Annotated in this window: 18 protein-coding genes; 14 read left to right on the top strand and 4 right to left on the bottom strand. The window is 44.2% G+C overall.

Annotated elements, in window-relative coordinates:
• The first annotated feature begins 728 nt into the window (after window positions 1-728).
• The 13 genes from LPH68_RS21945 to LPH68_RS21890 all read left to right on the top strand — a co-directional run bounded on the left by LPH68_RS21945 (window position 729) and on the right by LPH68_RS21890 (window position 18,405).
• Window positions 729-1,007: an ISAs1 family transposase gene (locus tag LPH68_RS21945; protein WP_230297136.1), complete on the top strand. Its 279-nt coding sequence runs from the start codon at window positions 729-731 to the stop codon at window positions 1,005-1,007.
• 466 nt (window positions 1,008-1,473) lie between these two features.
• A complete protein-coding gene (locus LPH68_RS26665; RefSeq protein ID WP_255679506.1) occupies window positions 1,474-1,599 on the top strand; it encodes a hypothetical protein in 126 nt (41 codons plus the stop codon).
• A gap of 273 nt (window positions 1,600-1,872) precedes the next feature.
• A complete protein-coding gene (locus LPH68_RS21940; protein WP_230297135.1) occupies window positions 1,873-3,003 on the top strand; it encodes a hypothetical protein in 1,131 nt (376 codons plus the stop codon).
• A 6-nt stretch (window positions 3,004-3,009) separates the two neighbouring features.
• The gene (locus LPH68_RS21935; protein ID WP_048696553.1) at window positions 3,010-4,242 is read left to right on the top strand and encodes a glycine betaine/L-proline ABC transporter ATP-binding protein; all 1,233 of its coding nucleotides are present in this window, start codon (window positions 3,010-3,012) and stop codon (window positions 4,240-4,242) included.
• Window positions 4,239-5,054, top strand: coding sequence for a proline/glycine betaine ABC transporter permease (locus LPH68_RS21930; RefSeq protein ID WP_048696550.1), 816 nt, complete (start codon window positions 4,239-4,241; stop codon window positions 5,052-5,054). Before LPH68_RS21935 ends, LPH68_RS21930 begins: the two co-directional genes overlap by 4 nt.
• A gap of 35 nt (window positions 5,055-5,089) precedes the next feature.
• A complete protein-coding gene (locus LPH68_RS21925) occupies window positions 5,090-5,953 on the top strand; it encodes a glycine betaine ABC transporter substrate-binding protein (protein ID WP_048696572.1) in 864 nt (287 codons plus the stop codon).
• Window positions 5,954-6,208: 255 nt separating this feature from the next.
• Complete coding sequence (locus LPH68_RS21920; protein WP_048696548.1) at window positions 6,209-6,805, top strand: DUF3575 domain-containing protein; 597 nt, start codon at window positions 6,209-6,211, stop codon at window positions 6,803-6,805.
• A 38-nt stretch (window positions 6,806-6,843) separates the two neighbouring features.
• Complete coding sequence (locus tag LPH68_RS21915; RefSeq protein WP_117697684.1) at window positions 6,844-8,292, top strand: DUF3868 domain-containing protein; 1,449 nt, start codon at window positions 6,844-6,846, stop codon at window positions 8,290-8,292.
• Window positions 8,293-8,386: 94 nt separating this feature from the next.
• Window positions 8,387-9,913, top strand: a complete 1,527-nt coding sequence (locus LPH68_RS21910; protein WP_048693953.1) for an Mfa1 family fimbria major subunit — start codon at window positions 8,387-8,389, stop codon at window positions 9,911-9,913.
• A 140-nt stretch (window positions 9,914-10,053) separates the two neighbouring features.
• The gene (locus LPH68_RS21905) at window positions 10,054-11,022 is read left to right on the top strand and encodes a FimB/Mfa2 family fimbrial subunit (protein WP_117697686.1); all 969 of its coding nucleotides are present in this window, start codon (window positions 10,054-10,056) and stop codon (window positions 11,020-11,022) included.
• A gap of 79 nt (window positions 11,023-11,101) precedes the next feature.
• Complete coding sequence (locus tag LPH68_RS21900; protein ID WP_048693950.1) at window positions 11,102-12,355, top strand: hypothetical protein; 1,254 nt, start codon at window positions 11,102-11,104, stop codon at window positions 12,353-12,355.
• 54 nt (window positions 12,356-12,409) lie between these two features.
• On the top strand, window positions 12,410-15,991 hold the full coding sequence (locus tag LPH68_RS21895) for a hypothetical protein (RefSeq protein WP_230297134.1): 3,582 nt from the start codon (window positions 12,410-12,412) through the stop codon (window positions 15,989-15,991).
• A gap of 1,277 nt (window positions 15,992-17,268) precedes the next feature.
• Window positions 17,269-18,405 carry an OmpA family protein gene (locus LPH68_RS21890; RefSeq protein WP_048692069.1) on the top strand — a complete coding sequence of 379 codons (1,137 nt, stop codon included), beginning with the start codon at window positions 17,269-17,271 and terminating at the stop codon, window positions 18,403-18,405.
• A 63-nt stretch (window positions 18,406-18,468) separates the two neighbouring features.
• Here LPH68_RS21890 and LPH68_RS21885 read toward each other — a convergent pair whose 3' ends face one another.
• Genes LPH68_RS21885 through LPH68_RS21875 form a run of 3 tightly spaced genes read right to left on the bottom strand, consistent with a single transcriptional unit; the run spans window position 18,469 to window position 21,531 of the window.
• Entirely contained in the window at window positions 18,469-19,488 is a 1,020-nt protein-coding gene (locus tag LPH68_RS21885) for a hypothetical protein (protein WP_117697688.1), read from the bottom strand.
• A gap of 15 nt (window positions 19,489-19,503) precedes the next feature.
• Window positions 19,504-21,093: a phage terminase large subunit gene (locus LPH68_RS21880; protein ID WP_048693092.1), complete on the bottom strand. Its 1,590-nt coding sequence runs from the start codon at window positions 21,091-21,093 to the stop codon at window positions 19,504-19,506.
• Between the two features lie 3 nt (window positions 21,094-21,096).
• Window positions 21,097-21,531 (bottom strand): DUF5675 family protein, encoded by a 435-nt coding sequence (locus LPH68_RS21875; RefSeq protein WP_048693090.1) that lies wholly within the window; start codon window positions 21,529-21,531, stop codon window positions 21,097-21,099.
• Between the two features lie 404 nt (window positions 21,532-21,935).
• Here LPH68_RS21875 and LPH68_RS21870 point away from each other — a divergent pair, with 404 nt between their 5' ends.
• A complete protein-coding gene (locus LPH68_RS21870; RefSeq protein ID WP_048693099.1) occupies window positions 21,936-22,775 on the top strand; it encodes a hypothetical protein in 840 nt (279 codons plus the stop codon).
• A gap of 366 nt (window positions 22,776-23,141) precedes the next feature.
• Here the strand turns inward: LPH68_RS21870 and LPH68_RS21865 are convergent.
• The coding region (locus tag LPH68_RS21865; protein WP_230297133.1) for a hypothetical protein at window positions 23,142-23,453 on the bottom strand (312 nt) is incomplete at its 5' end.

The raw sequence follows: 23,453 nt of genomic DNA, 5'->3' as shown, positions 1-23,453 counted from the left end.
GGAGATGTGTATAAGAGACAGAATGAAAATAAAAAGTATTCTTGTTATGAAGTTTTATTATACTAACTACTGTTTGGATTAAACTCAAAGCAATGTTTCTATCAAAAACAACTGACAGGATTATAAACTATGCCATCATCAATAACCATACCCTGAATTCCTATTAATATGGACATCTTGGCAGAGCAATCTCTAGAAAAGATAATCTGTATAGAAATGGAATATATTGAAGGAACAAAACAAACTTCTGAACATATACTTTCTTTAGAGATTACTCTAATGGGCAATTTCCGGATACAAGGCTGATGTGTTATATTTTTCTATCATAGATACTTATGTTCAATTTATTAAAATTGTGATATATATAATTGATAATTAATGCATAAGTAGCTTTTATATTTCATATTAAATCCTTATCTTTACAAACAATCAAGAGATATAAATTAACTAAAACAATGGTGATATTTAGTATTTGTAAATAAATCAGTGATCCTCGTATTAATAGAAAAAGTGTACATTCTGCCGATACTACCATTTATATTTCAATGGCTGCCGTAATACATGGTGCAGAATCCTGATATAAAGTAGAAGATTTCGGCAATGCCAAGATTGACTTTTTTCCGCGCACGGTTGCTCGGATTTGGAATCTATCCTCAGTCACGATACCTTTAATCGTCTTTTCAGTGCTCTGAATCCTGAGTATTTCGAACGTATTTTTTCGGCATTATATGTTGGAAATCTGTGAGAAATATGAGGGTGTTGTAGCTATTGACGGCAAAACCATTCGTGGTGCCAGTAAATGTAGCCCCACTGGTAATCCAAATTTTAAACTTCATATGGCTAGTGCTTGGGCTACAGCTAATGGCATCAGTCTTAGAGAACTGAAAGTAAATGAAAAACATAACGAGATCGTGGCTATCCCGTTGTTGTTAGAAGTCTTGGATTTAGTCAAGTGCATTGTAACCATTGATGCGATGCGGTATCAAGCGGATATTGCTAAAAGATAATAGAGAGTGAAGCAGATTGTGTCTTAGCTCTGAAAGAAAACCATAAGAATCTTTATAATACCGTCAAAAGGTGATTTGATGATTTGGATAATAAAAATATTGATGTCAACAAAGCACATTATGCCACCAAGTACGGCAAATATATAACAGAGGAAGAGTCTCATGCCAGACGCGAATGCCGTGAATGCTTTGTGTACAGTTGCCAGGCGTTAACCAGAATATTCAAAGAATAGAAGGGATTGAAGGCGGTTGTGAGGATATCTTCACAAAGAACAATTTAAACAATAGGCGAAACCTCTGTAAGCCATAGGGTTTATATCACCTCTTTAGGAATGAAACCTCAAAAAATGACAGAGTCTATACGGGTATATCGGTCTTTAAAAACAATTTATGTCTATAATTGGATATCTCTTTTAATGAAGAAGCAGGTGGAAAAACTGGGAATGCGGCACAAAACGTTTCACTTATGAATAAAATAGCACTGATGATTATTAAGAAAAATGAAAGAAAAGGAAGCGTAAAAGCGAAAGGGAAGGCAGCAGGATGGAACAATAAACTACTTTGTGAACTTTTATCCATGAAATATTTTTAATGCGTCAATCCTGTTACCGAATACGAAACTATCATAGATGCATGTTTTCATAATCTCTGTTCAAACCGGATTTGGTAGATTCAGTTATTTTTGTTACTTTTGCAAAAATAGCAGGCAATAATCTACTGTTTTTTTCGAATAAATTCTATGTTTTTTGCTCGTTGGATAATTTTTATCCTCTCTTAAAAAAACTACACAGAACCTGCTTTAGGAAAATCATTTTATAAACCATAGTGGGGTATTGGACAAATATCCCTGTTAAAACGTGACTTTATGCGATATAAAGAAAGTTTGCTATTGCCATTCTTTGGGGCAATAATAGCCGTTTCACCTTTGGCGGCGCAGGAAAAAACGAAGTTAAAGATAGGAGGCACACTCCGTTTCAACTACAATTACTCGGACTGGAAACCCGAAAACCGGAAACGTGGCGGAGAGTTCGATTTCGACGTGTTCCGCTTGAACGTGAACGCTTCTTACAAGAAATTTGATTTAGCGGCGGATTACCGCTTCTATCCCGCCTCTTCGGGAGGCGGGATGCTCAGGGAGGGCTGGATAGGTTATAGCTTCAACAAATCACACCGGTTACAAATGGGGTTGACAACAGTACCTTTCGGCATCCTGCCTTATACAGGCAATAATTATTTTTTCAATCTGAACTATTATGCCGGTCTCGAGGACGATGCGGACATGGGGATAAAATACCTTTTCCGCAAGAACCGGTGGGAGTTGTCGCTCGCCTATTTTCAGAATGCTGACCTTTCCGGAACTGGTGGAGACACAGAACTATCCGCTAGCCGTTATGCCTATGACATCGCTGGACGTGATAAGGAGGCGCATCAGGGCAATGTCCGGGTGGTATATCATTTCGGAAACTTGTGGAGACAGCAGCTCGGAGGTTCGGTACTGGTGGGTGGGCTATATAATATGGACACACGGAAGACGGGATTCCGTTCCGCTTTCGCCCTGCACTACGTCGTCGACTATCAACGGTGGAACCTTAAAATACAGTACACAAGCTATAATCTCAAACCCGTGCAGGCTCCCGGAGAGGACAGACGTATGGTGACCATGGCGGCTTACGGTTCGTCTTACCGGATCGTCTCCAGAGCAGACATCTATATAGTGTCATTGTCCTGCCGGATTCCCGTAAACAAGTTGTTTCTGGACAGTATCTGCCTGTACAATGATTTTAGCTTGCTGGACAAACGCACTGCTGGGTTTAATGACAGCCTGGAGAACGTGACGGGGTGTTCGCTGACGATGGGAAAGGTATTCTCCTACATTGACTATGCAGTGGGAAGGAATCACGCATGGCTGGGGGATGTATGGGATGAAGCTTTTGCCCGGGGAACGGAAGACAATTGGAATGTCAAATTCAATATAAATATAGGATATTATTTTTAAAGAATTATGGATAAGAACAAAATTGAGATCAGGAATTTGTATTTGATTTTCGGCTCTGAAAGAAGCAAGGCTTTCAGAATGCTGAAAAAAGGAAAGAGTAAAAATGAGATATTGAAGGAGACTGGGTGCACGATTGCCGTGAACAATGCCAGCCTCTCTGTCCGGGAGGGTGAGATATTTGTGATCATGGGACTCTCGGGAAGCGGAAAATCAAGTCTGCTCAGATGCATCAACCGGTTGAACAGGCCTACCTCCGGCGAGATTCTGATCAACGGTGAGGACATCGCCGGAATACCGGTGGAGCGGTTGCGTTCCCTGCGCCGGAAGGAATTGGCGATGGTATTCCAGCATTTCGGACTGCTGCCCCATTATACTGTATTGCAAAATATCGCTTTCGGACTTGAGTTACAAGGGGTTGAGAAGAGGGAACGTGAACTAAAGGCCGCAGAAAGCATGCGTTTGGTCGGGCTAGACGGATATGCCGACCTGATGGTCAGCGAGCTGTCTGGAGGCATGCAACAACGGGTGGGACTGGCACGTGCTCTGGCCAATGATCCGGAAGTCCTGCTGATGGACGAGGCCTTCTCAGCGCTGGACCCGCTGATACGGGTACAGATGCAGGACGAGCTGCTGGCCTTGCAGTCAAAGATGAAAAAGACCATCGTATTTATCACACACGACTTGGAGGAGGCTGTCAAGTTGGGTGACCGTATCGCCATCATGCGTGATGGGGAGATACAGCAAACCGGCACTTCCGAGGAGATTCTGACCACCCCCGCCAATGAGTATGTGAGGTGTTTTGTGGAGAATGTGGACCGCAGCAGGATTGTCACTGCCGCCTCCATTATGGTGGACAAGCCTATGGTGGCAAGGTTGGGAAAAGAAGGGCCGGAGGTTCTGACCCGGAAGATGAGAGAACGGAAGACAACCGTGTTGCCCGTAGTAGACCCGGATGGTATACTGGTAGGCGAGGTCCGCTTGGAAGATCTTCTCAGGTTGCGTAAGGAGCATATCCTGAATATAGCCCCAGTGATAAGGAAAGAGGTACATTCCGTATTAAGTGATACTGTGGTGGAGGACATACTTCCCTTGATGACGAAGACCAACTCGCCCATCTGGGTAGTTAATGAACGACGTGAGTTTGAAGGGATGGTACCGCTCTCGTCACTCATTATTGAGGTGACGGGAAAAGACAAGAAAGAAATCAATGAAATCATTCAAAACGCAATAGAATTATGATAAAGATAGGAGAATATATAGAAATGGCCGTGGAATGGTTGACCGAGCACGGCGCATCATTTTTTGACCTGCTGAGCCTGGGGGTGGAAGGCGTTATTGACGGGATACTGTGCGTCCTGCTCGGGATACCTTTTTACATAACCATCGCAATACTCACTTTCCTGGCGTTATACAAGAGTGGCAGGGGGATAGGGATCTTCACCCTCCTAGGGCTGTCGCTCGTCTACGGGATGGGATTCTGGGAGGAGACCATGCAGACCCTGGCTCTGGTACTTTCCTCCACCGGTATGGCACTGCTGCTGGGAATCCCTCTGGGGATCTGGATGGCGGGCAGCGGACGCTGCAACAAAGTCCTGCAGCCGGTACTTGATTGTATGCAGACTATGCCGGCCTTTGTCTATCTGATACCGGCAGTGCTCTTTTTCGGGTTGGGAACGGTGCCGGGAGCCTTTGCCACGATCATTTTCGCCATGCCTCCGGTAGCAAGGCTCACCGCATTGGGTATCCGCCAGGTGCCGAAAAATGTGGTGGAGGCCGCCCGGTCTTTTGGAGCCACTTCTTGGCAGCTGCTCTACAAGGTACAATTACCGCTGGCGTTGCCGACTATTCTTGCCGGTGTCAACCAGACCATCATGATGTCTCTCTCTATGGTAGTGGTAGCTGCTATGATATCAGCTGGAGGTTTGGGGGAAATAGTATTGAAAGGTATCACGCAGATGAAGATTGGCATGGGATTCGAAGGAGGGATTGCCGTTGTAATATTGGCTATCGTGCTTGACCGGATCACACAGGGAATAGCACGAAAAAAATAGAAGGAGTAGAACATATAATGAAAGACAAAATGATTATGAGAAACAAAACGAAATTTTTCACAGTCTTGTTGGCTGTCACGATATTCTTCTCATGCGGTAACATTTCTAACAAGAAAATCCGTATAGCCTATGCGAACTGGGCCGAAGGGATAGCGGTCACCTATCTGGCCAAGGAGATTCTCTCGGAGCAAGGATACAGAATAGAACTTTTGAATGCGGACATAGCTCCCATATTCACCTCGTTGGCAAGAGGCAAGACAGACGTGTTCATGGACAGCTGGCTGCCGGTGACCCATGCCGATTATTTCCGAAAATACGAAGGCAGGTTGGAAATTCTTGGGCAGATATACGACAGCGCCCGTATCGGGCTTGTGGTGCCCGAATATGTCCCAATCCATACGATAGAGGAACTGGGCGGTCATACCGGACGGTTTTCCGGAGAGATTGTGGGAATTGATGCGGGTACCGGTATCATGAAATGCACGGAGAAAGCCATCCCTGAATACGGTCTGGACTACAGGCTCATGATCTCCAGCGGTCCCGCCATGACGGCATTACTGAAGAAGGCTATAGACAAGAAGGAATGGATCGTTGTAACCGGATGGACTCCGCACTGGATGTTTGACCGCTTCTGTCTGAGGGTGCTGGAAGATTCGAAAAACGTTTATGGGGAGGCCGAGCAAATCCATTCCATTGCCAGGAAAGGATTCAGTAAGGAGCATCCGTTCGTTGCCGCCCTTTTGGGAAACATCCATCTGTCCGATACCGAGATCAGCTCCTTGATGCGGGCCATAGAGGAAACCCGTGAGACTGAGACAAGAGCTGTACGACAGTGGATGGATAAGCATAGGGATTTGATAGACAGCTGGATTCCGGACAAGGAGAAATACAGCCGGTGAACATCACGCTGAAATGGATGCTCCTTAAGTCCCCTTCTCTGGAAGGCTGGATGACAATTGCCCTCTGCATCCACGGCAGTATTTAAAAAAAGATATTTTTGCTTATTAATGCCTTGTGTAAATAAAAATACCATTTTTCATAATTATCTGTCTGATATATATAACAAAAAAAACGTTGCATACTTTTAACTTTGCATCATCAAAGTTAATATCATAAAACTTGTATTTTTTAATACAAAAACAATCGGTAAAAATATGAAAAAAGCATGTTTTTTTTTCTTCTTGCTGTTCAGCCTGCAGGCTTTCTCACAAAAGGTTGCGCTAAAGAACAATCTCGCCTATGACGCCCTGCTGACGCCCAATCTTTCCACAGAGTTTTCCTTAGGAAAGAAATGGACTCTGGACACCCAAGTGGGTATGAATTTTTTCTTTTATGAGAATGATGCCACAGCAAGTGGTTACAGAACCAGAAAATGGAGTCACTGGCTTGTGCAGCCAGAAATAAGATATTGGACCTGTGAAACATTCAACGGCTGGTTCTTTGGTCTTCATGTCCACGGAGGGCAGATGAATGTAGGGGGCATAAATATTCCTTTTATCATTCAGAACCACTCCAAGGAAATGAAAAAACACCGTTACGAGGGCTATTTCTACGGTGGTGGTGTCAGTGCGGGCTATCACTGGATACTGTCCAGCAGGTTCAGTGTGGAGGCATCCCTGGGACTGGGCTATGCACGTATTAAATACGACAGGTTCAGATGCACCTCTTGCGGGAAAAAGACGGGTACGGGAAAAGCTGATTACCTGGGACCTACAAAGCTTGCCGTTTCGATTGTCTATATGATCAAATGAATGACACGTTGCGTATATAAACATAAAAAACATAATCAATGAGACCAATACAATATTATATAGGAATACTCTTAGTTCTGGAATATGCATATTGTTTGCCATTGGCAGGACAAGTAAAAGATAAGGTTGCCAGAGAGGGGGGGGGCCGTCTGGAATATACAGAAGTGAAAACAGAACGCAGTACAGACGGGAAAATGCTTACCGTCTCTTTCAAGATAGCAGATTCCCTAAACCGGCTGGGAGCACAGGAGATGCTCTATATCTATCCCTCTTTGGTTTCCTCTGACGGCAATGCCAAGGTTGATTTCCCTCTCCTATGTATATCTGGAAAGAAAAGATACAGGGCTGTTGTCCGTAAGAAAACTCTGGGCAACAATCCGTATACATTGGTTCCTGTGAAGGATATCCGTAGAACTGGAGATTTAAAGGGAGGCGTAATTCCTGTCCGGGAAACGCTGCCTTTTGAACGTTGGATGGCTTCCGGCCATCTCTCTTTTCGTGAAGAGGTGTATGGATGTGCCGAGTGCGGTAAAGGTGTGAGCCAGTTGAATATACCGGTAACCGGGATAGACCTTTTTGGTCCGGAAGACTATAAATACATTTTTTATACTCCGGAAAAGGTGGAGATAAAATGTTATGAAGAAGAATTTGACTGTAAGGTCACTTTCAAATCCGCACAGCATGAACTTCTTCTTGGATTTGGTAAAAATCAGGAAGAGCTAGCCCGTCTGGATGATTTTGTATCCAAAGGGCTTCGGATCAAAGGGGCTAGGCTGCGTGAAGTACATATCATGGGATACGCTTCTCCGGAAGGTGAGTTTAGTTATAATAAACATTTGGCGGAACGTCGTACTCATACGCTTTCTTATTATGTACTGAGTAAGTACCCGCAGCTCAAAAAAGCCTCCATATACGAAATAGAAGGGGTGGGTGAAGACTGGAAAGGCTTGGAAAATATTATAAATGTATCTTCTTTGGCATATAAGGATGAAATTTTATCCGCTATTAAGAGGCATCATACGGATGTGGCCCGTGAAGCGGCTATACGCTCTTTAGATGGGGGAAAGGTCTATGCGGAGTTGCTTTCCACAGTTTATCCCACTTTGCGTCGTACCGTTTTTCGTATGAAATTTGATGTCCGTCCCTATACGGATGACGAATTGGAGGAAATATTTATTACCGTTCCCGGATGCCTGAGCCAGTATGAGATGTGCAGGCTGGCGCAACAGTATGCCGAACAGGGAAAAAATCCGGTAAACATATACAAAAAGGCTTATGAACAGTTTGCACCTGATCCGCTGGCGGCACTCAACTATGCCAATGCGCTTTTAAAGTATGAAAAGGATGCAGACAAGGCTCTGATGATATTGGACACAGTAAAGAGTGACAGCCGTTCTGTTTACCCTATGGCAATTGCCCACAATATGAAAGGGGACTGGCGGAAAGCGGAGGAATTACTGAAAAAAGACATGGAGTCTCGGGAATGAAAACTTCTGGACTTTCCATGACAGGATCAACGGATAAATGAAAAGCATTTAATGTATTAATAATAAATTATTTATTTACTAAACAATTTAAGTTATGAAAGTAAACCATTTATTTTTAACGGGAGTTGCAGCCCTAAGTCTGGGTATGACAGCTTGTAACAATGAAGATGTTCCTCAGGTAAACAATCCGGGCGAGGGAACAACATTTGCAGGAATGTACATTTCCGCCATGAAAGATGTCTCAACCAGAGCGGTGAATGACAATCAGGAAGATTACGGAGGAAGAACGGAAGAGAGTAAGCTTACGGAATTACAGCTTCTCTCAAATATCCAGCCTCAAACATGGACGTTAGGAACGGCAGCTGATGAAACAGGCAAGTTTTGGGAAACGCAAACAGCCGGTACATTCAAGGTTGCTCCATGGAAGACGAATCCTGGTCCTCAATCCATGGCGTTGCTGTTTAACAAGGGCTCCCTTTCTGCCGATATAGCAACAGCTGCGGACAAGACGCATGGCAGTACAGCTACCGCAATAAACGATATTATTGCTCTTGCTACAGACAACAAGTTTGTTATGACCTCGAAAGCCGAGCAGAAAACCATTGCTTCCGGCATTTCCGAGGAGACTGCCAAAACGGGTACAAGTGAGGCACAAAATGTATTCTCCTTTGATGTGGAGCGTGTCGTGGCACAAGGCATGGTCGTAAAAGGGGATAATTTGAATGAAGAAACAGCTGATGGAAAAGGAAAGGTTGATCTTGCCGACATCAAGTATACTGCCATTAACGGTGCCGCAAAGACATATCTTTTCCGCAACCATGCGGGGAAGCGTACAATTGGAGAAGCCGACGGCCTTTACGAGGGCTTTGCATCAGCTATTGATGGATATACCGACTTTGAGGCGGCCAAAGACCCGGATGGCTCAGCCAAGGAAAACTTGATACGTCTGGGGAATATCCTACCGGAGAACCAGACGGCGGACAAACTTGGCATGTATGCAGCCAAAAATGCTGCAGCAAGCGTCTCTGAAGCTAAAACAGGAGCAGGCATTTATTTTCTGGAAAATTCCGTAAAAAAGGATGCATTCACAACTGAAAACAAGAATTTCGGTTACTACCGTCTGCCCTATGCCAAGGTTTATACCACTTATATTCCGAATGAAGTATGGAAACTTGAAGACGGAAAATTGGTTAAAGAGACTAATTTTCAAAAAGGGACAACATTTTTCCGGGGGGAAAAAGACGGCCTTATCTATGCCAGCAAGGAAGCCGCAAAGAAAAGTCAGTTGAATCCGGATCAGGGAGCCTATACCTATACGGACGGAAAATGTGCATACCGTGCGTTGTGGAACCGTCAGACTGTCACAGCTGATGGGAAGTCGGTTGTGAACGCTGATACACGCCGTAACAATACCTATCTGTTGACAATCAAGGCTTTCCAGGGATTGGGTATGCCATGGGATCCTTCTGACCCTAAAGACCCGTACCTGCCGAAACCAACAGACCCTACTGAACCTACAGACCCTGAAAATCCGGATATCGAAAAAGAAGATACCTATATGCGTGTCGAGGCCAAAGTACTTCAGTGGAACCTGGTTTCACGTGACGTCATTCTCGAGTAATATCTGGGTGGAAACAGATTCAACAAGCAATTTCTGACATAACATGGAGAAAGAAGGGGGGACCATTCCCTCTCCTTTCTCCAAAAAACAAGCAGTCTGCTCTCCAGACTGTCAAGTAAATCCAATATAAATTATATCAAATGAAAATCAGAAGCGTACATTCTGTCGCATTTATTGTGTTACTCGCCTGCTGTCTTATAGGATGTAACTCAGCCGTATTTGATGACTTGGGCCGTTGTCCGCAAGGTGTCAATCTCCAATTTTACAGCCAGACCCCTTGCGAACGATTTCCCGACTATCCGTCAGATATCAGAGAAGTCCGGGTATTTGCCTTTGATGACAAAGACGTGCTGGTGGGTGAGTTCTCCGACAGAAATATGGTCCTTTCGGCGGATTATTCCCTGCCTGCCACATTGCGGCATACGGGGAAGCTCACGTTTGTCGCATGGGGCGGCAGCGACCTGGCTGCCTATGATTTTTCCGGTTTTAAGAAAGGCGTCACCACCAAGCGGGAAATGCGGGTCGCACTACGGTTGAAGGAGAATCGGATTTCCTCAGCCCCCGGCCCACTGTATGTCGGGGTCTCCTCCGTATCACTGGAGAACCGAGAGGATATGGGAAGCGTGTATGAACGGGTGGCTTTCAACATGCGGGAATTGACATACCGAATACACTTCACCATCATATCCACCTCTGACCCCTTCCCCGTGGGTGAGGATTTCATCATCAGGATAGAAGATGACAACGGTGTGTATGACTTCAACGGACAGATTGCCATTGGCGAACGTTTTGAGTATACAACCGAAGCCGTATGTGACGCTGAAGGGGCGCTAAAGGCGGATTTTACACTGATGAAGCTGGAGGAAGGCAGGAACGCACTTGTCTCCCTGATTGACAAGACAACCGGGGTGACTCTTTATACCGCCGATCTGGTGGATGACATCATCATGTTCCGGGGAGATGCTGGCGAACCGCCGTATAGCCTGGAATGTGACCATGATTTTCCCATAACCTTGAAACTCAAGTACGAGAAGGAAACATGGACGCTGGTACAGGCGACTGTTCTGGACTGGAACGTCATTTCCCGTCCTATAGAGTTGGAAAACTGATATCATATCAGGACAGACTTAAGATTGATGATTCCCTGACCTAAGAAAGAGGTTGTGATTATTTATAAAAAAAAAGACAATGAAATATGGAACTGTGACAAGGCTGTTGGCGGCGGCCTATGTGGTGATTGTACAATTGACCGGATGCTCGCCTGATACAGAGGAACTGGAAAAGTTTCCCCAGGCTATTCCCATCCGGATTGTGGCGGAAATGAACAAGGGGGGCGGTACTTCCCGGGCGGCGGGGGGCTCTTCACGTTCATCCGGGGAATGGAAGGAGAGCTATATCGGTGCGGAGGAATATGAGAAAACCGTCAAGCATGTCCTGCTCTTCGCTTACAAGAACGTCGGGAACTCTCCGGAAAAAGTCTTTTTCTATTACCCCCAAGGAATGGCTAACCCGCTGGCAGATGTAACCGGCATTGACCGTTTTGAAATGAGAGAAATGGCTAGAGTGGATGCAAATGAGTCCGATATAGCCCTGGACTTGGAATTGATGGGAGGAGATTATAATTTTATTTTATTAGTTAATTGTGAATCCGGATTGGAAAAGATCAGGAATGGGCATACAATTCCTGATCCGAAGCAATTAATGGAAAAGACCGGAATTTTCACATCTGACGATCTGAAAGGAGAAAACCGGAAATATCTCCCTATGACGGGTCAGTGCAACTTCCATGTTCCAGATAATATGCTCGGTAATAATAGGATTACCCTTTCTCCCTGTATACTTCTGGAACGCATTCATGCCCGTATTGAGTTCATACTTACAACAGTTGATGACGGGAACAACTACCTGTCCCCCTTGTTGCCGCTTTCCAAAGTGACAAAACTCACTCTGAACAATGAAGCCAGCGGTTATTCCGTACTGCCTTCTTCCGGGGAATACACTGCCACAGGAAGTGGTAACCCGAATATCAGGGGAGCGGATTATGTTGGAGAGCCTCTGTTATTACCGGAAAGAGCCAGTTTTCATGAGGGTGCCAATGAGGGAACCGGAGAATCCGCCTTTGTGGCCAAATGTAAAGAAAGGCTGCTCCCATATACGGGTAAGACACCCAACTACATCTATGTGGCCCCGGGAGTCTACGGGACAGAAAAAAAAAGGGCGTTGACTTTGGTCTTATCTGTCGATTACCGGACAGGAGACCCTGATGAGACGTATAAGATCGAGCTTTACAACCCGGATCTTTCCGAGAATGACAAAGCTTATTACAATATCCGGCGTAATACCATTTATCGTGTCTTCTCGACGCTGAAAGGAACCAAGAATATGGAATATGACATTGTCGTGGACGAATGGGAGGATACGGAGGTGGTTATTCCTTGGTAACGGTGCATGCCGTCCATTCCATCACAAAGAAAAAACAGTTTAAAGAACAAATATATGAGAATCAAACATTACACTTTGATATTCGCTTTTCTGGCGATATCTATGGGAATTCCTCTCATGCAAGGATGCAGCGCCCCCTTTGACGAATATGGAAACGGAAGTACAGAAGCGCCAGTTAAGGACGGCTGGACGTCTGTCAGCATGTCTGTCGAAGGACTTGGTCTCCGGAATCCCCTGACGCGGTCCCTTACACCGGAGGGGGAGAACTCCACGGCAGCGGAGAGGATCAGGTTACTTGTGTTTGACAAGGACGACAAGTTTTCATATGAGGCCAAAGTGACCTCCTATACCCCTTCCGGTGTCCCGGCTGACAAGAAAGGCAAGGGGACCATGACCTTGCTGGCAAAGAATACCCCTTCAGGCGATACCAGCACTTTCGTGATGCTGGCCAATATTGCCGCGTCAGACGAGACCGGAGTGGACAAGTTGACCGGAAAAACACGGGAGGAGGTTATGGAACTTTTCACATTTTCCATGCCCGAGAAAGGGGAATGGAAGGACGGGGAGCTCCCGATGTGGGGAGTTTCGGATCCGGTCAGGGTGGATCACAGTTCCGGTGCCGTTCCTAAACTTGGTATTATTTATCTGGTCCGCGCTGTGGCACGTGTGGACGTGGGGCTTAACCTGAGCAGTACATCAGAAGGAGCTTCCACATTCGACGAGAAAGCCGGGGGGATTGAAGGGATAACACTGACCAAGGTGTTTTTTTATAATACCAATGCGGAAGGGCGGGTCTCCCCGTTCGAGAACGAGACTTATTGGGATAAGGCCAACAGAAAGGCCAAACAGCCTTCTATTCCAGATCCGGCTCCGGCTGTGACAGGAAAGATTGATAGAACATCTTCCATAGTGGATGAGAAAATCTTGTTACGTGAGGTATATGTTCCGGAGGCGGTCAATGCGCCGACGGCTGCCACGCAAGGAGCCAACGGAGAAACTCTTCCTGAGAATAATACGGAAAATTACTTGAAACGTCCTTATATCGTTGTCGGACTGACCGGCGCGGACAAGAGTCGTCCCGACAAGGAGACATTCTTCCGGATAGACTACCTGAAACGTACGGGAGCCGAGGCCGACGCGACATACGAGTATCTACCCTTACTGCGGAACCACCGTTACTTGGTGAATATCACGGAGGTGGGTGGTCCGGGATTCGACACGGAAGAGGACGCTAGGAAAGGGCCGGCCGCCAATATCATGTACAATGTCGTGGTATGGAGTGAGTCGACAATGTCCAACGTGCAGTATGACGGGCAATATATGCTGGGGGTCAGCGATGACCATTTCACTTTTTATAGGGAGGGAGGTAGCCTGATGGCGAAAGTGCAGACTTCCTGGCCAGAAGGGTTCACGGTAGAGGGGCTGCCCGCGTGGATCAGCTATTCTATAAAACCCTCGGAGCCAGGCAAGGCCGCGCTGACCGACGAGAAAATCGTGACCTTTACGGTCACGGAGCAGGTGGACACGGACCGCTCGTGGCCGGAAAAGCCGGAAGATGCCCAGAACGCGCTGAAAGCCGCTTACGTGAAGGCGGGCCGTATGAAATGGTTCCTTGGCTTCGAGCAGTCCAAGGATATCAATGTCACCCTACGGATCTTCGCGGACGAGGCGTGCAGCCAGCCGCTGGAGTTTATCGAGGTCAACCAGTACGGCGAGAGCTACGGACAATCAGGTAAGATGGTAACGAAAGACGGGCGGACGCTTACGGCGGAAGAGGCAGGTGCCAAGGGCACTTTCTATGTGAAGACAGAGCCGCATGATCTGGAACCCGTTTTCCATGCCGAAGCCGCCAATCCGTTTAAGATAGAGAAAGCGGATCAACTCGCGGGAGGGGTATGGAGATACATGGTAACGGCTCCCGACATCACGGAGAATCTGGAGTATTTCGATAATTTCAATACCACTTATACCTTCACCGTCACACATGCGGGAACCAGTAGAAGCGCGTCGGCAAAACTCAGCCTCTTACAGAAAGAATATAATGCCATCCCCTTCTTCGACAAATGGCTGCATCAGTCATTGCTGGTGTCCAGCAACAGTATCTATCTGATGGACGGCAGGCAGAAGCAATATTATGTCAAGGCCAACAGCGAATACAAGGTCGAGTTGGTTTCCGCTTTGTCCGATAACGGGGCGGGTAACGTGATAGAGACGTTCATCCCTTTCCATGAGGCAGATCCCTCCCTTTCGGGAAAACCGGTTGCTTTCACGGCTGTTGACGATATCAAAACCCCACGTCTTTACTCCGGTAAGGCGAGGTTCAAGATTTATTCCCCTGAAGGCTTTTTCCCGGAGAGAGAGTTCGTGGTGGAGTTGGTTTCAGGGATTGTACAGCCTGAGTCGAATACGTATATGGTTAAAGCCGGGTCGAAGCAAGGCATCTTTATCCCCGTCTCCCGGGTGAATACCGCCTATGATTATTACAAGAAGCTTCTGGATCATGACGCCTCTATGAGTGGCAATCAAGGGCTTCCGGGAAACAAGGAGGATTTTATGCTGAACAAGCTGGATACTGATGATGACTGGACAGTCAATATCCTATGGACGGATATTAAAGCGACGGGGGGGCGGAATGATATAGAAAGAGCGGGGCTCAGCAAGTTGTCCGAGCAGGGAGGTTCCGGACCGAATTCATATATCTATGTCAAGCCCGGACAGAAGCCGGGGAATGTACTGATAGAGATTAAATCAGGAAAGATCAAAGGGAACCCGACCCTCTGGTCTTGGCACATCTGGATAGTGGACAAGTATCCGACGGTATTGAATGTCGGTAAATATGGAGGAGACGGAGCGGCAACGGTTCAATTGATGTCGCACCTGTTGGGGGCCTACGAGGCGGTTAATTCACAGTATAGTGCAAGTGCGTATAAGGAATTCGGCATGCAATACCAATGGGGCAGGAAAGACCCGTTCCCGGCACATGACGTGCGGGCAAATACGAACTTTTATGACGGCAATGGCAAGCCATTCGATTTCCTTTGGGAGCAGAAAGGGGATAGGGCGAATAATGGTCTTGATAATGCTCAGGAGGCAAGGGGGGCCGCTATGACAATGAAACAAAGTATCGAAAGGCCGAACTCGATCGTCTCCCATCAAAGTTTTTGGCTGTATGAATGTTTCCCGCATAGGCTGGTTAATAATTTCAAGAATCGTTGGGTGTTCCTGTATCCGTGGAACCGACCCTCCAGAACGGGAAAACCCGAGGATGTGGGCGGAAAAACCGTTTTTGACCCGTCTCCCTACGGATTCCGGATCATGTCACAAAACGAGGCTGTAACATTGAGATTCGCATATTATAATGAAAGTAAATCCGGTCTGAAAACACCTCTGCCCGGAAGTATTTATGACGGCTCCTTTTTAAACGGAAACACAGGAGGGAATGAAGCTATTTTTGCCGTGGCACAGGCCAGGAATGATGCTCATGCGGGCCGTTATCTGCTCAATTCCACTGGAGGTCGTCCTGGTTGGGCGCCTGCCTCCAATACAAACGCAACCTACAGGCGTTGTATGACCTATTCCATACGTCCGGTCGTTGATCCGGAAGCGAAGAATTATAATAAGTATTTACCTAAATAAGTTTTATTCCCGTGTAAGTAAAACTTACACGGGAATAAAAAAGATAAAAAAAATGTCATATACTTTTGCTTCTAGCATTCCTATCCCTTTTGTATGAGCCACATATTTATGAAATAAAAGGTGCAAGAATTTTGTTGCGTATCACTTATACATATCTGAGGCACTCAAAAATATATTTTATAAATTACTGTTTTAGTGATTAGAATGCAATCTGATTGCAGCTAATAGTAGCAATTTATAATATCATTACTATCAAAACAAAGTTTTTTGATTCTGCATACCTAAAATAGCTTGTCAAAATCAAAGACTGATTGATAAAACTGTATCATCCTGTTTGCTGAATTTGTCTGTTTTAATTAACATATTGTCTGCTTTATTAAAAATAGTTCTGCCCTAATTCTTGTTATATAAAATATATGAAATTACTATATCTGGATGAATATTTATCCTATCTGATTTACGAGATGAATTCGGATTTAAGATTTACTTGTCAGCAATTGGAGGAGAATGAAGTATACCGGATTGCCAACAACAAGCTGTTGTGCATTCGGATGAAGGTGAGGCTATTTTTGACTTGGTCAAATACAAAGGTTTACGGATTTTATAAAAATCAGATGGTGTGCATTCCACCAAACATAGGAACCCTGATAAAATCCATAACGGGTTCGAGATGTGTGCTTTTATTTGGGGAAGGGAATGTAAGTGTATGTGATAAACTTTTCTCAGATTCTTTGTTTGCCAAGGGGGAAGAACCAACTCAGACAATCTCATTCTTCCCGCTAAGAAGCCTCTGATAGAAGTATTGGGCTCTGTTAGAACATATTTGGATACAAGGTTGCTGAAGGAGCTATATGTAAGATGAAAAATAACGACATTCTTTTTCGCATTGACCTGCATTAGGCGGCACTTTGAGAAAATGTTATGGAAACTATAAAAAAGCGAATACTGCCAAGAAGGGCTGATTTATATAATATTTCGGAACGCTCCTTCAGTAGGAGATTCCACCCCTGTTTTGGGAAAAATCCCAGCAAGTGGATATGGGAGCTAAATTTGTTGGATAGATGTACAAGACATAAAGAGGAAAGACTCTGAAAGATAAGGAGATCTGAACCTTGCTTCCCCCATTTTTTCGTAAAAATATACGGGGAAGGAGATGTTTTGTATTCAAATATTTACAATATCTATGGGTATGATGATACTTGGATTTACTTTTGAAACAAGTAAATGTACTGATAAAATGGGATGATTCCCTTATGTTTAATTAAAAACTGAATTTAATGAAAAAAAACATTTTGATTTTATGTATGCTTGGAGTGTCTGTCTTGACCGCAAACGGACAGACCTTGTTGAAAGGAACAAAGTTTATGGACAACTGGTCTGTTGGAGTCAAAGGTGGGGTGACTACTCCTATGACACACAGTGCCTTCTGGAAGAATTCACGCCCTGCCATGGGTGTTGAACTGTCAAAACAGATAACACCGGTTCTGAGTCTGGGAACTTCTTTCATGGGATACATTAATACAAGCAGTAGTAAGACGGCTTTTGACGCTTCGAATATTGAGCTTTTAAGCAAGTTTAACATGATGAATCTTTTCGGTGGTTATCCCGGAACACCTCGAATCTTTGAAATGGAGGTTGTAGCTGGAATAGGCTGGCTTCATGACTATGTCAATGGTACGGGAGACGCTAACTCCTGGGGTACACGGCTGGGAATGGACTTCAACTTCAATATCGGGAAGGAAAAAGCATGGGCAATCAGTCTGAAGCCTTCATTGGTATATGATATGGAAGGTGACTTCAACAAGTACAAGAGCCGTTTCAATGCCAACAATGCACACGTTGAACTACTTGCGGGGATTACCTATTATATAAAGGGAAGTTCCGGCAGGCATCATGCCATTCTCGTAAAGGAATATGACCAAAGAGAGGTGGACAACCTGAATGCAAGCGTCAACAGTCTGCGCGGCCAGCTATCGGACAGCCGGAAACAGACAGAGGAAGCAGCTGCTCATGTGGACATGCTCCAGAAGCAGCTGGCTGAATGTCAGAACAAGAAACCGGTCATTGAAACCGTCATTGAAAAAGCCAAGACACTGGAGTCTATCGTAACTTTCCGTCAGGGCAGTTCCAAGGTTGACGCCTCACAACTTCCCAATGTGGAACGGATCGCCTCCTATATGAACAGGCATCCTGAATCCAAGGTCGTTATCAAGGGATATGCCTCACCGGAAGGAAGCATGGAGGTGAATGAGAGGATAGCACGTGCACGTGCGGAGTCAGTCAAGGATATCCTGACAAAAAAATATCGGATAGCGTCCTCACGCATCACTGCGGAAGGACAAGGCATAGGGGACATGTTCTCTGAACCGGACTGGAACAGAGTCAGTATCTGTACCTTACAGGAAAAGAAATAATATCCGAGACTATGGTTCCACTCAATTCACAGCATAATCTGCAAGGTGTATGAATAGCAAATTTCATATAAACCATGGATTGCAGTGCGGATTATAGTCGGTCTGAAACGTAGCCAGTTGCCAATCGGTAACTGGCTTTTTGGTCTCATCGAGTTTACGAGGAATTTGCGGGTTGAGCCGCAAACGGGCTGCATCATTAAGCCATTTCATGCTGTCCTCATAATCCCGTATCCGTACAACACTCACATTGTTCGGTGCTATGAGTTTTGTAAGTTCATAAACGGCCAGTCTTACCATGTGCCTCTTAAGGTTAGGATTACGTGGGTCATGTAACACAAGATGTTGTCCTGCTTGTGGTATATCAGCATTTACGTCTGTTTCTGGACAGAACACCCGCCCTTTGTAGACTACGTACTCGTGATCCGAAAGTTCATATGTGTTGTATGCCGGATCATAATCTGCGATAGCTCCCCAATTGTTGGAAGCCATTGGATCGAGATTGCTGTCATAGCTGTCAAGTGTCATTAACGTGTAAAACTCTCCACCATATTCAACCACGTCCCATAATGGATATCCTATGGGCTGCCATGATGATGTTTCTACTTCCTTCCAGCCGCTGACTAGCGGGATGCGGATATCATCGAACTTGTAACCATTCTCCGAAAGGCATGTATAGATGACCCCATTACAATTTACCTTATTACCCGGATAATAGGTGCCAAATTGGGAATAATTTATAACCAGTGCTGCATCTGTATTGATATCGGAACACTCTTCCCAATAAATAACTGTTGACGGCTTGCGATAACCGCTGATGGAACGTATCACTTCATGAATTTGTCCTTCAAAATAGATATGCACTCCCACCGGATAGGTAATGCACCGGTCGTATTCGGCAATATATTTTCCTCTGGCAAGCTCTTTCTCCACTTCATAATTCTCCGAGAGATATTCCACGATACTTATTTCTGCCGATTCTTCAGCCTGAACAAACCGCCCGTCATTACCCCGTGTCAGTTGTGCAAGGGCTTCTTGAGTAATGATACCCAAATAATCGTTGTTATTGAGAAACCGTCTATACATATTCTTATTTCGTTGTTAATATGAAAATCCTTCCTGAATAACCGAGGTAGAAACCACATATCCATTTCCGTCTCCGCCACTCTTAAACTTGTACCAACTGTCACGCAGATAATAACACAGCAGATAGTCAAGGCAGTCTGACAAGTGCCCGTAACGCTCGTATTTGATACCGGTTTTCGGATCGGTAGTCTTCTGTTTATTCTTTGAACCGTCCTCGTTGCGGAGCTGATAAATCAAATCCTGTGTAAGCTTCCGGCATTTGATATCTATCTGTATATCCCAGCCGCTGTAACCGTCGAACACCTCGTTTACAAACTCACAGCGTGTCGCCTGCGGAGGCTGCTTTCGTAAAAGTTTCACTTTCGGGCGTAAGATCCCTTTACCAAAAGTGTCCGTAATGATGGTGTAGTTGTTAACTCCGTCCTCGTTAGTGGTGGAGCGCTGCAATCCGGATGGATCTCCTGTTACATCCACTCCACCAATATGTTTGTCACGGTAAAGTTTCAAACGTACTTTTCGTGCCAATGCAGGCGTATTATTCTCTTTTTCCTCCGGTTTACCGAGTATTTCCTCAAGTATATATACCTTCTTGTTGTCGTAGTCTATCTGTGCGGAAAGCACGGACATTTGGGGAGCGACATTGAAATCCCAAACCGTAACAAGCGGTTTGGTAGGATCATACACTTTTTCTTTCAGCCCGGTAACAAGATGCCTGGAACCATCAAAACTGCGATAAATGGCCATATCGTTGGCCTCCACAAAGTCCCAGTTACCATAAAGCAGGCGTTCCTTGGTAGCTTGGTCCCGAATTTTGTTCAATGCAGCCTCATAAACCTGACGAAAAGCAATGTTCGGGTTATCAAATACGGAAAACGGAATATAGGATTCACCTTCACGGCAAATAACTTTTTCACCATTCTCGTCTTGTACAAAACGGGAGCGCACCCAGTTGATTGTCGGATTAGTCGTGAGTAACATTCGTGGCGTCCTGAACGTTTCGTGGATTCTCCAACGGAGACGGGAAAACAGCACCTCGACAGCCCGTTCGGAAATCTCCGATACCTCGTCCACCATAGCAATAGTATATTCGGACGAACCAAAACGTTCAAAGTTCGGGTCGCTGGGGATGTCTGCCATCTCTTTCATGATAATAACCGAATCATTCCAGAATGTGAGTGTGCCTTCGAGATTGTTTATCTTGTAATTTATATCCTCTTTAAGCCCCCAATCTTTCAGTATCGACTTGATGGTATTCCAGGTCGATTCCTTCAATGATTTGAGCGTCTTACGGGCGACGACCGCACGAATATTCTCAAACCGGATACACGAGGATACCAACCATATGCTACCGATAAAAGACTTTCCGCCACCCGCTGCTCCCCCACCCAATATCAACTGTGGAAGGTTTTGCGACCTGCATTGCTTACATTGCGGCTTATACTGCGGATTCCTTTGCGGATCGTAACCGACAAGGATTTGCTCTATTTCTCCGCCGCAGTGGGGACAATAATTAGGTTGCAACAACTTCCACAGTTCATATTGTCGTGGTGACGGTTTGAACTCGATATGCAGGTTTTTAGGCGGTTTGAGCCTGTTGACCGCCATCCCTTATATGATTTGAATGGTTATATCGGTTTCAGACTCAAGTATGGAATATAATTTCTGGAAAGTAGCACGGGATTCCAACACTTTCCCTTTAACCGTGTTATTTCCCACGATGATACAGCCGGCAGAATCAACTTCGGTATTGCCGGAATGAATCAGGATACCGATGAAATGGGGCACATCGTGCAGATACGGCATCTTCTTCTTGTACTTGGGACTGTACTGAAGAGTAACTTTGTATGTCCCAGCGGGAATGGCAGTCTTAGCATAGATCTTTTCCTTGCAGGTACAAGAACAGTCATCAGGGGTATTAGGGCAAACAGCAGGAAGTTCTCTTACGGTATCTTCAATGGTGTTACAGAAAAAATTGCCATTGATGGACAAGTCGCCTATTGTATAGGTCGAGCATCTGAATTTGCGGTTGAGTGTTAGCTTCATACTTTGATACTATTTGTATCGAAAGAGTAGCACCAACTATTGAATAGAGTTTGTTGGGAATGTTTATAAAACACGTTATATTGTTAATCACGTTGAAATCCTTATATTTATTTAAATCTTTTTGTTCTTAGCCAAATACGCTTGTACATCTTATACCACTTAACTCTTTTAGACTAGGATCACAAATGGTTTTGGCTACCAATAATAGCAATGAAGCTCCTTTAAAAGTTGGCATTGAGTTGTTCTGCCAACACATTGGTGTTAAAAGGGTGACTTTGTATCGCATGGGCGTTTAGGCTATGAATAAAAGATTTGTTTAGATTGCATTATGCGAAATACCAATTAATTGGTATTTTATTATATGGGAAAATTCCTTTAATTTGCAAAAATAAAACTGCATGAATATGAAAAAGACATTCATTCTTCTATACATTTCTTTAATATTGCTTTCTTGTCAAAAAGAAGAGAACAATAAAATTTATGAATATCAGGTATTACCAAGTGAAAATGCATTTAAACCATTCAGCTGTTTTGGGGAGAAACGTACTATTACGGTTACAATTATTCAGAAAACATTAATAGATGATATTTTAGATTCAGAGGTTCCTATTATTCCCAAAGATGTTTTGGTCGAATTTGATAAAGCTCTGTTTTCTGATATAGAGACAAAAGTGGAGGGTGGTCAGGTGATATTAAATATAACCTCAAATATAAATAAAGAAGATAAAATGTTGAATGGCGATTTGCGGATTTCATACTCTACCATCAATGGCATAAAAGTAGAAAAGATTCCACTAATTATAGATAAAGGCAAGTTGACATTTCTGTATAAAATCCAGTCGGAACAAAACCCTTTTATTCTACCAGCTGAAGGTGGCAAATTTGAGTTGCCTTTTACGTGTAAAAAACAGACATATTTGAATGGTCAGTTTATAGAAGAAAGGTATTCAGCATTGAAAGGATTAAGATTCAAAACGATAAGTACTGGTAATATCTGGTTTCTTACGGTCAGAAAAGACGGGGAAAAAATCGGTTTCTACAAATTTACTTTTGTGGGAGAAGGACCATATAACCAAAAGACAGAGCCCGAATGCTATTTTAACATATATATCCATGACGCAGATGTGGTAGCAGATAATCCTCCGGAAATATTCAGACAAGATTTTATACAGCCCCAAACCCCAGGTGAGGATTATTATATCCCTTCCCGGGCCTCTTATAAGCATGGTACTTTCGACTTATAACATATTCAGTATTAAATAATTGCATTAGAACGGCATGTATAATTTTAACCAATTATGTTTTTAGATGTTATTCTCGGATGATAGAGGGGAAAAAATGGACAGTTCCAAGATGTTGGAACATTTGGAAATAGATATACTTTGATCATGAGACAAATGAACATATACCAGCTCAAGGATTAATGGCATATATTTGTTTACGCAACTATATACTTTATTGTACCAATGATTGTATATAATGACTGGCTGTGCTGAATCCACAACCAGCCATTATTGAAATTACGATGCTCATCAATTAAGTATTGAATTAAAAATAATTATCATCAATAAAGCGGTCCAATTTTCCTTAATTAAAATATAACATATTTCTCAAAATTCTTCATTGAAAACATTAAACCCTTTTGGGATTTTTCTCTTAATCATACTATATCCCATTAAAGCATATAAAATGCCTATAATACCTATAAATAATATTGATGCCAATCCATCTTTTTCAGGATTTGATTCTTTTGGTACTATTTCTATAAATGGTATAACCAATGCGAAAACAGTAAAGAGTAAGCCTGTAATAAAAATAGCCCAGCCAGATGCTACTTTCACTATTTTTTTAGAGAGTGTTGTCTTTGTTAAAATATCAATTATGTATGTAGGCTGTCTCTTATACACATCTCCGAGCCCACG

This window comes from Bacteroides sp. 1_1_30, from assembly GCF_020982715.1.
Taxonomy (GTDB): domain Bacteria; phylum Bacteroidota; class Bacteroidia; order Bacteroidales; family Bacteroidaceae; genus Bacteroides; species Bacteroides xylanisolvens.
The sequence above is the reverse complement of the archived record's forward strand: the minus strand, read 5'-3'. Positions and strand labels throughout refer to the sequence as shown.

What these genes read in the sequence shown, in the direction of transcription:
- LPH68_RS21915 (WP_117697684.1), top strand. Translation starts at nt 6,844, where the DNA reads ATGAGACCAATACAATATTATATAGGAATACTCTTAGTTCTGGAATAT.
- LPH68_RS21945 (WP_230297136.1), top strand. Translation starts at nt 729, where the DNA reads ATGTTGGAAATCTGTGAGAAATATGAGGGTGTTGTAGCTATTGACGGC.
- LPH68_RS21885 (WP_117697688.1), bottom strand. Translation starts at nt 19,488, where the DNA reads ATGTATAGACGGTTTCTCAATAACAACGATTATTTGGGTATCATTACT.
- LPH68_RS21895 (WP_230297134.1), top strand. Translation starts at nt 12,410, where the DNA reads ATGAGAATCAAACATTACACTTTGATATTCGCTTTTCTGGCGATATCT.
- LPH68_RS21880 (WP_048693092.1), bottom strand. Translation starts at nt 21,093, where the DNA reads ATGGCGGTCAACAGGCTCAAACCGCCTAAAAACCTGCATATCGAGTTC.
- LPH68_RS21870 (WP_048693099.1), top strand. Translation starts at nt 21,936, where the DNA reads ATGAAAAAGACATTCATTCTTCTATACATTTCTTTAATATTGCTTTCT.
- LPH68_RS21900 (WP_048693950.1), top strand. Translation starts at nt 11,102, where the DNA reads ATGAAATATGGAACTGTGACAAGGCTGTTGGCGGCGGCCTATGTGGTG.
- LPH68_RS21930 (WP_048696550.1), top strand. Translation starts at nt 4,239, where the DNA reads ATGATAAAGATAGGAGAATATATAGAAATGGCCGTGGAATGGTTGACC.
- LPH68_RS26665 (WP_255679506.1), top strand. Translation starts at nt 1,474, where the DNA reads ATGAATAAAATAGCACTGATGATTATTAAGAAAAATGAAAGAAAAGGA.
- LPH68_RS21935 (WP_048696553.1), top strand. Translation starts at nt 3,010, where the DNA reads ATGGATAAGAACAAAATTGAGATCAGGAATTTGTATTTGATTTTCGGC.
- LPH68_RS21890 (WP_048692069.1), top strand. Translation starts at nt 17,269, where the DNA reads ATGAAAAAAAACATTTTGATTTTATGTATGCTTGGAGTGTCTGTCTTG.
- LPH68_RS21925 (WP_048696572.1), top strand. Translation starts at nt 5,090, where the DNA reads ATGAGAAACAAAACGAAATTTTTCACAGTCTTGTTGGCTGTCACGATA.
- LPH68_RS21875 (WP_048693090.1), bottom strand. Translation starts at nt 21,531, where the DNA reads ATGAAGCTAACACTCAACCGCAAATTCAGATGCTCGACCTATACAATA.
- LPH68_RS21920 (WP_048696548.1), top strand. Translation starts at nt 6,209, where the DNA reads ATGAAAAAAGCATGTTTTTTTTTCTTCTTGCTGTTCAGCCTGCAGGCT.
- LPH68_RS21910 (WP_048693953.1), top strand. Translation starts at nt 8,387, where the DNA reads ATGAAAGTAAACCATTTATTTTTAACGGGAGTTGCAGCCCTAAGTCTG.
- LPH68_RS21905 (WP_117697686.1), top strand. Translation starts at nt 10,054, where the DNA reads ATGAAAATCAGAAGCGTACATTCTGTCGCATTTATTGTGTTACTCGCC.
- LPH68_RS21940 (WP_230297135.1), top strand. Translation starts at nt 1,873, where the DNA reads ATGCGATATAAAGAAAGTTTGCTATTGCCATTCTTTGGGGCAATAATA.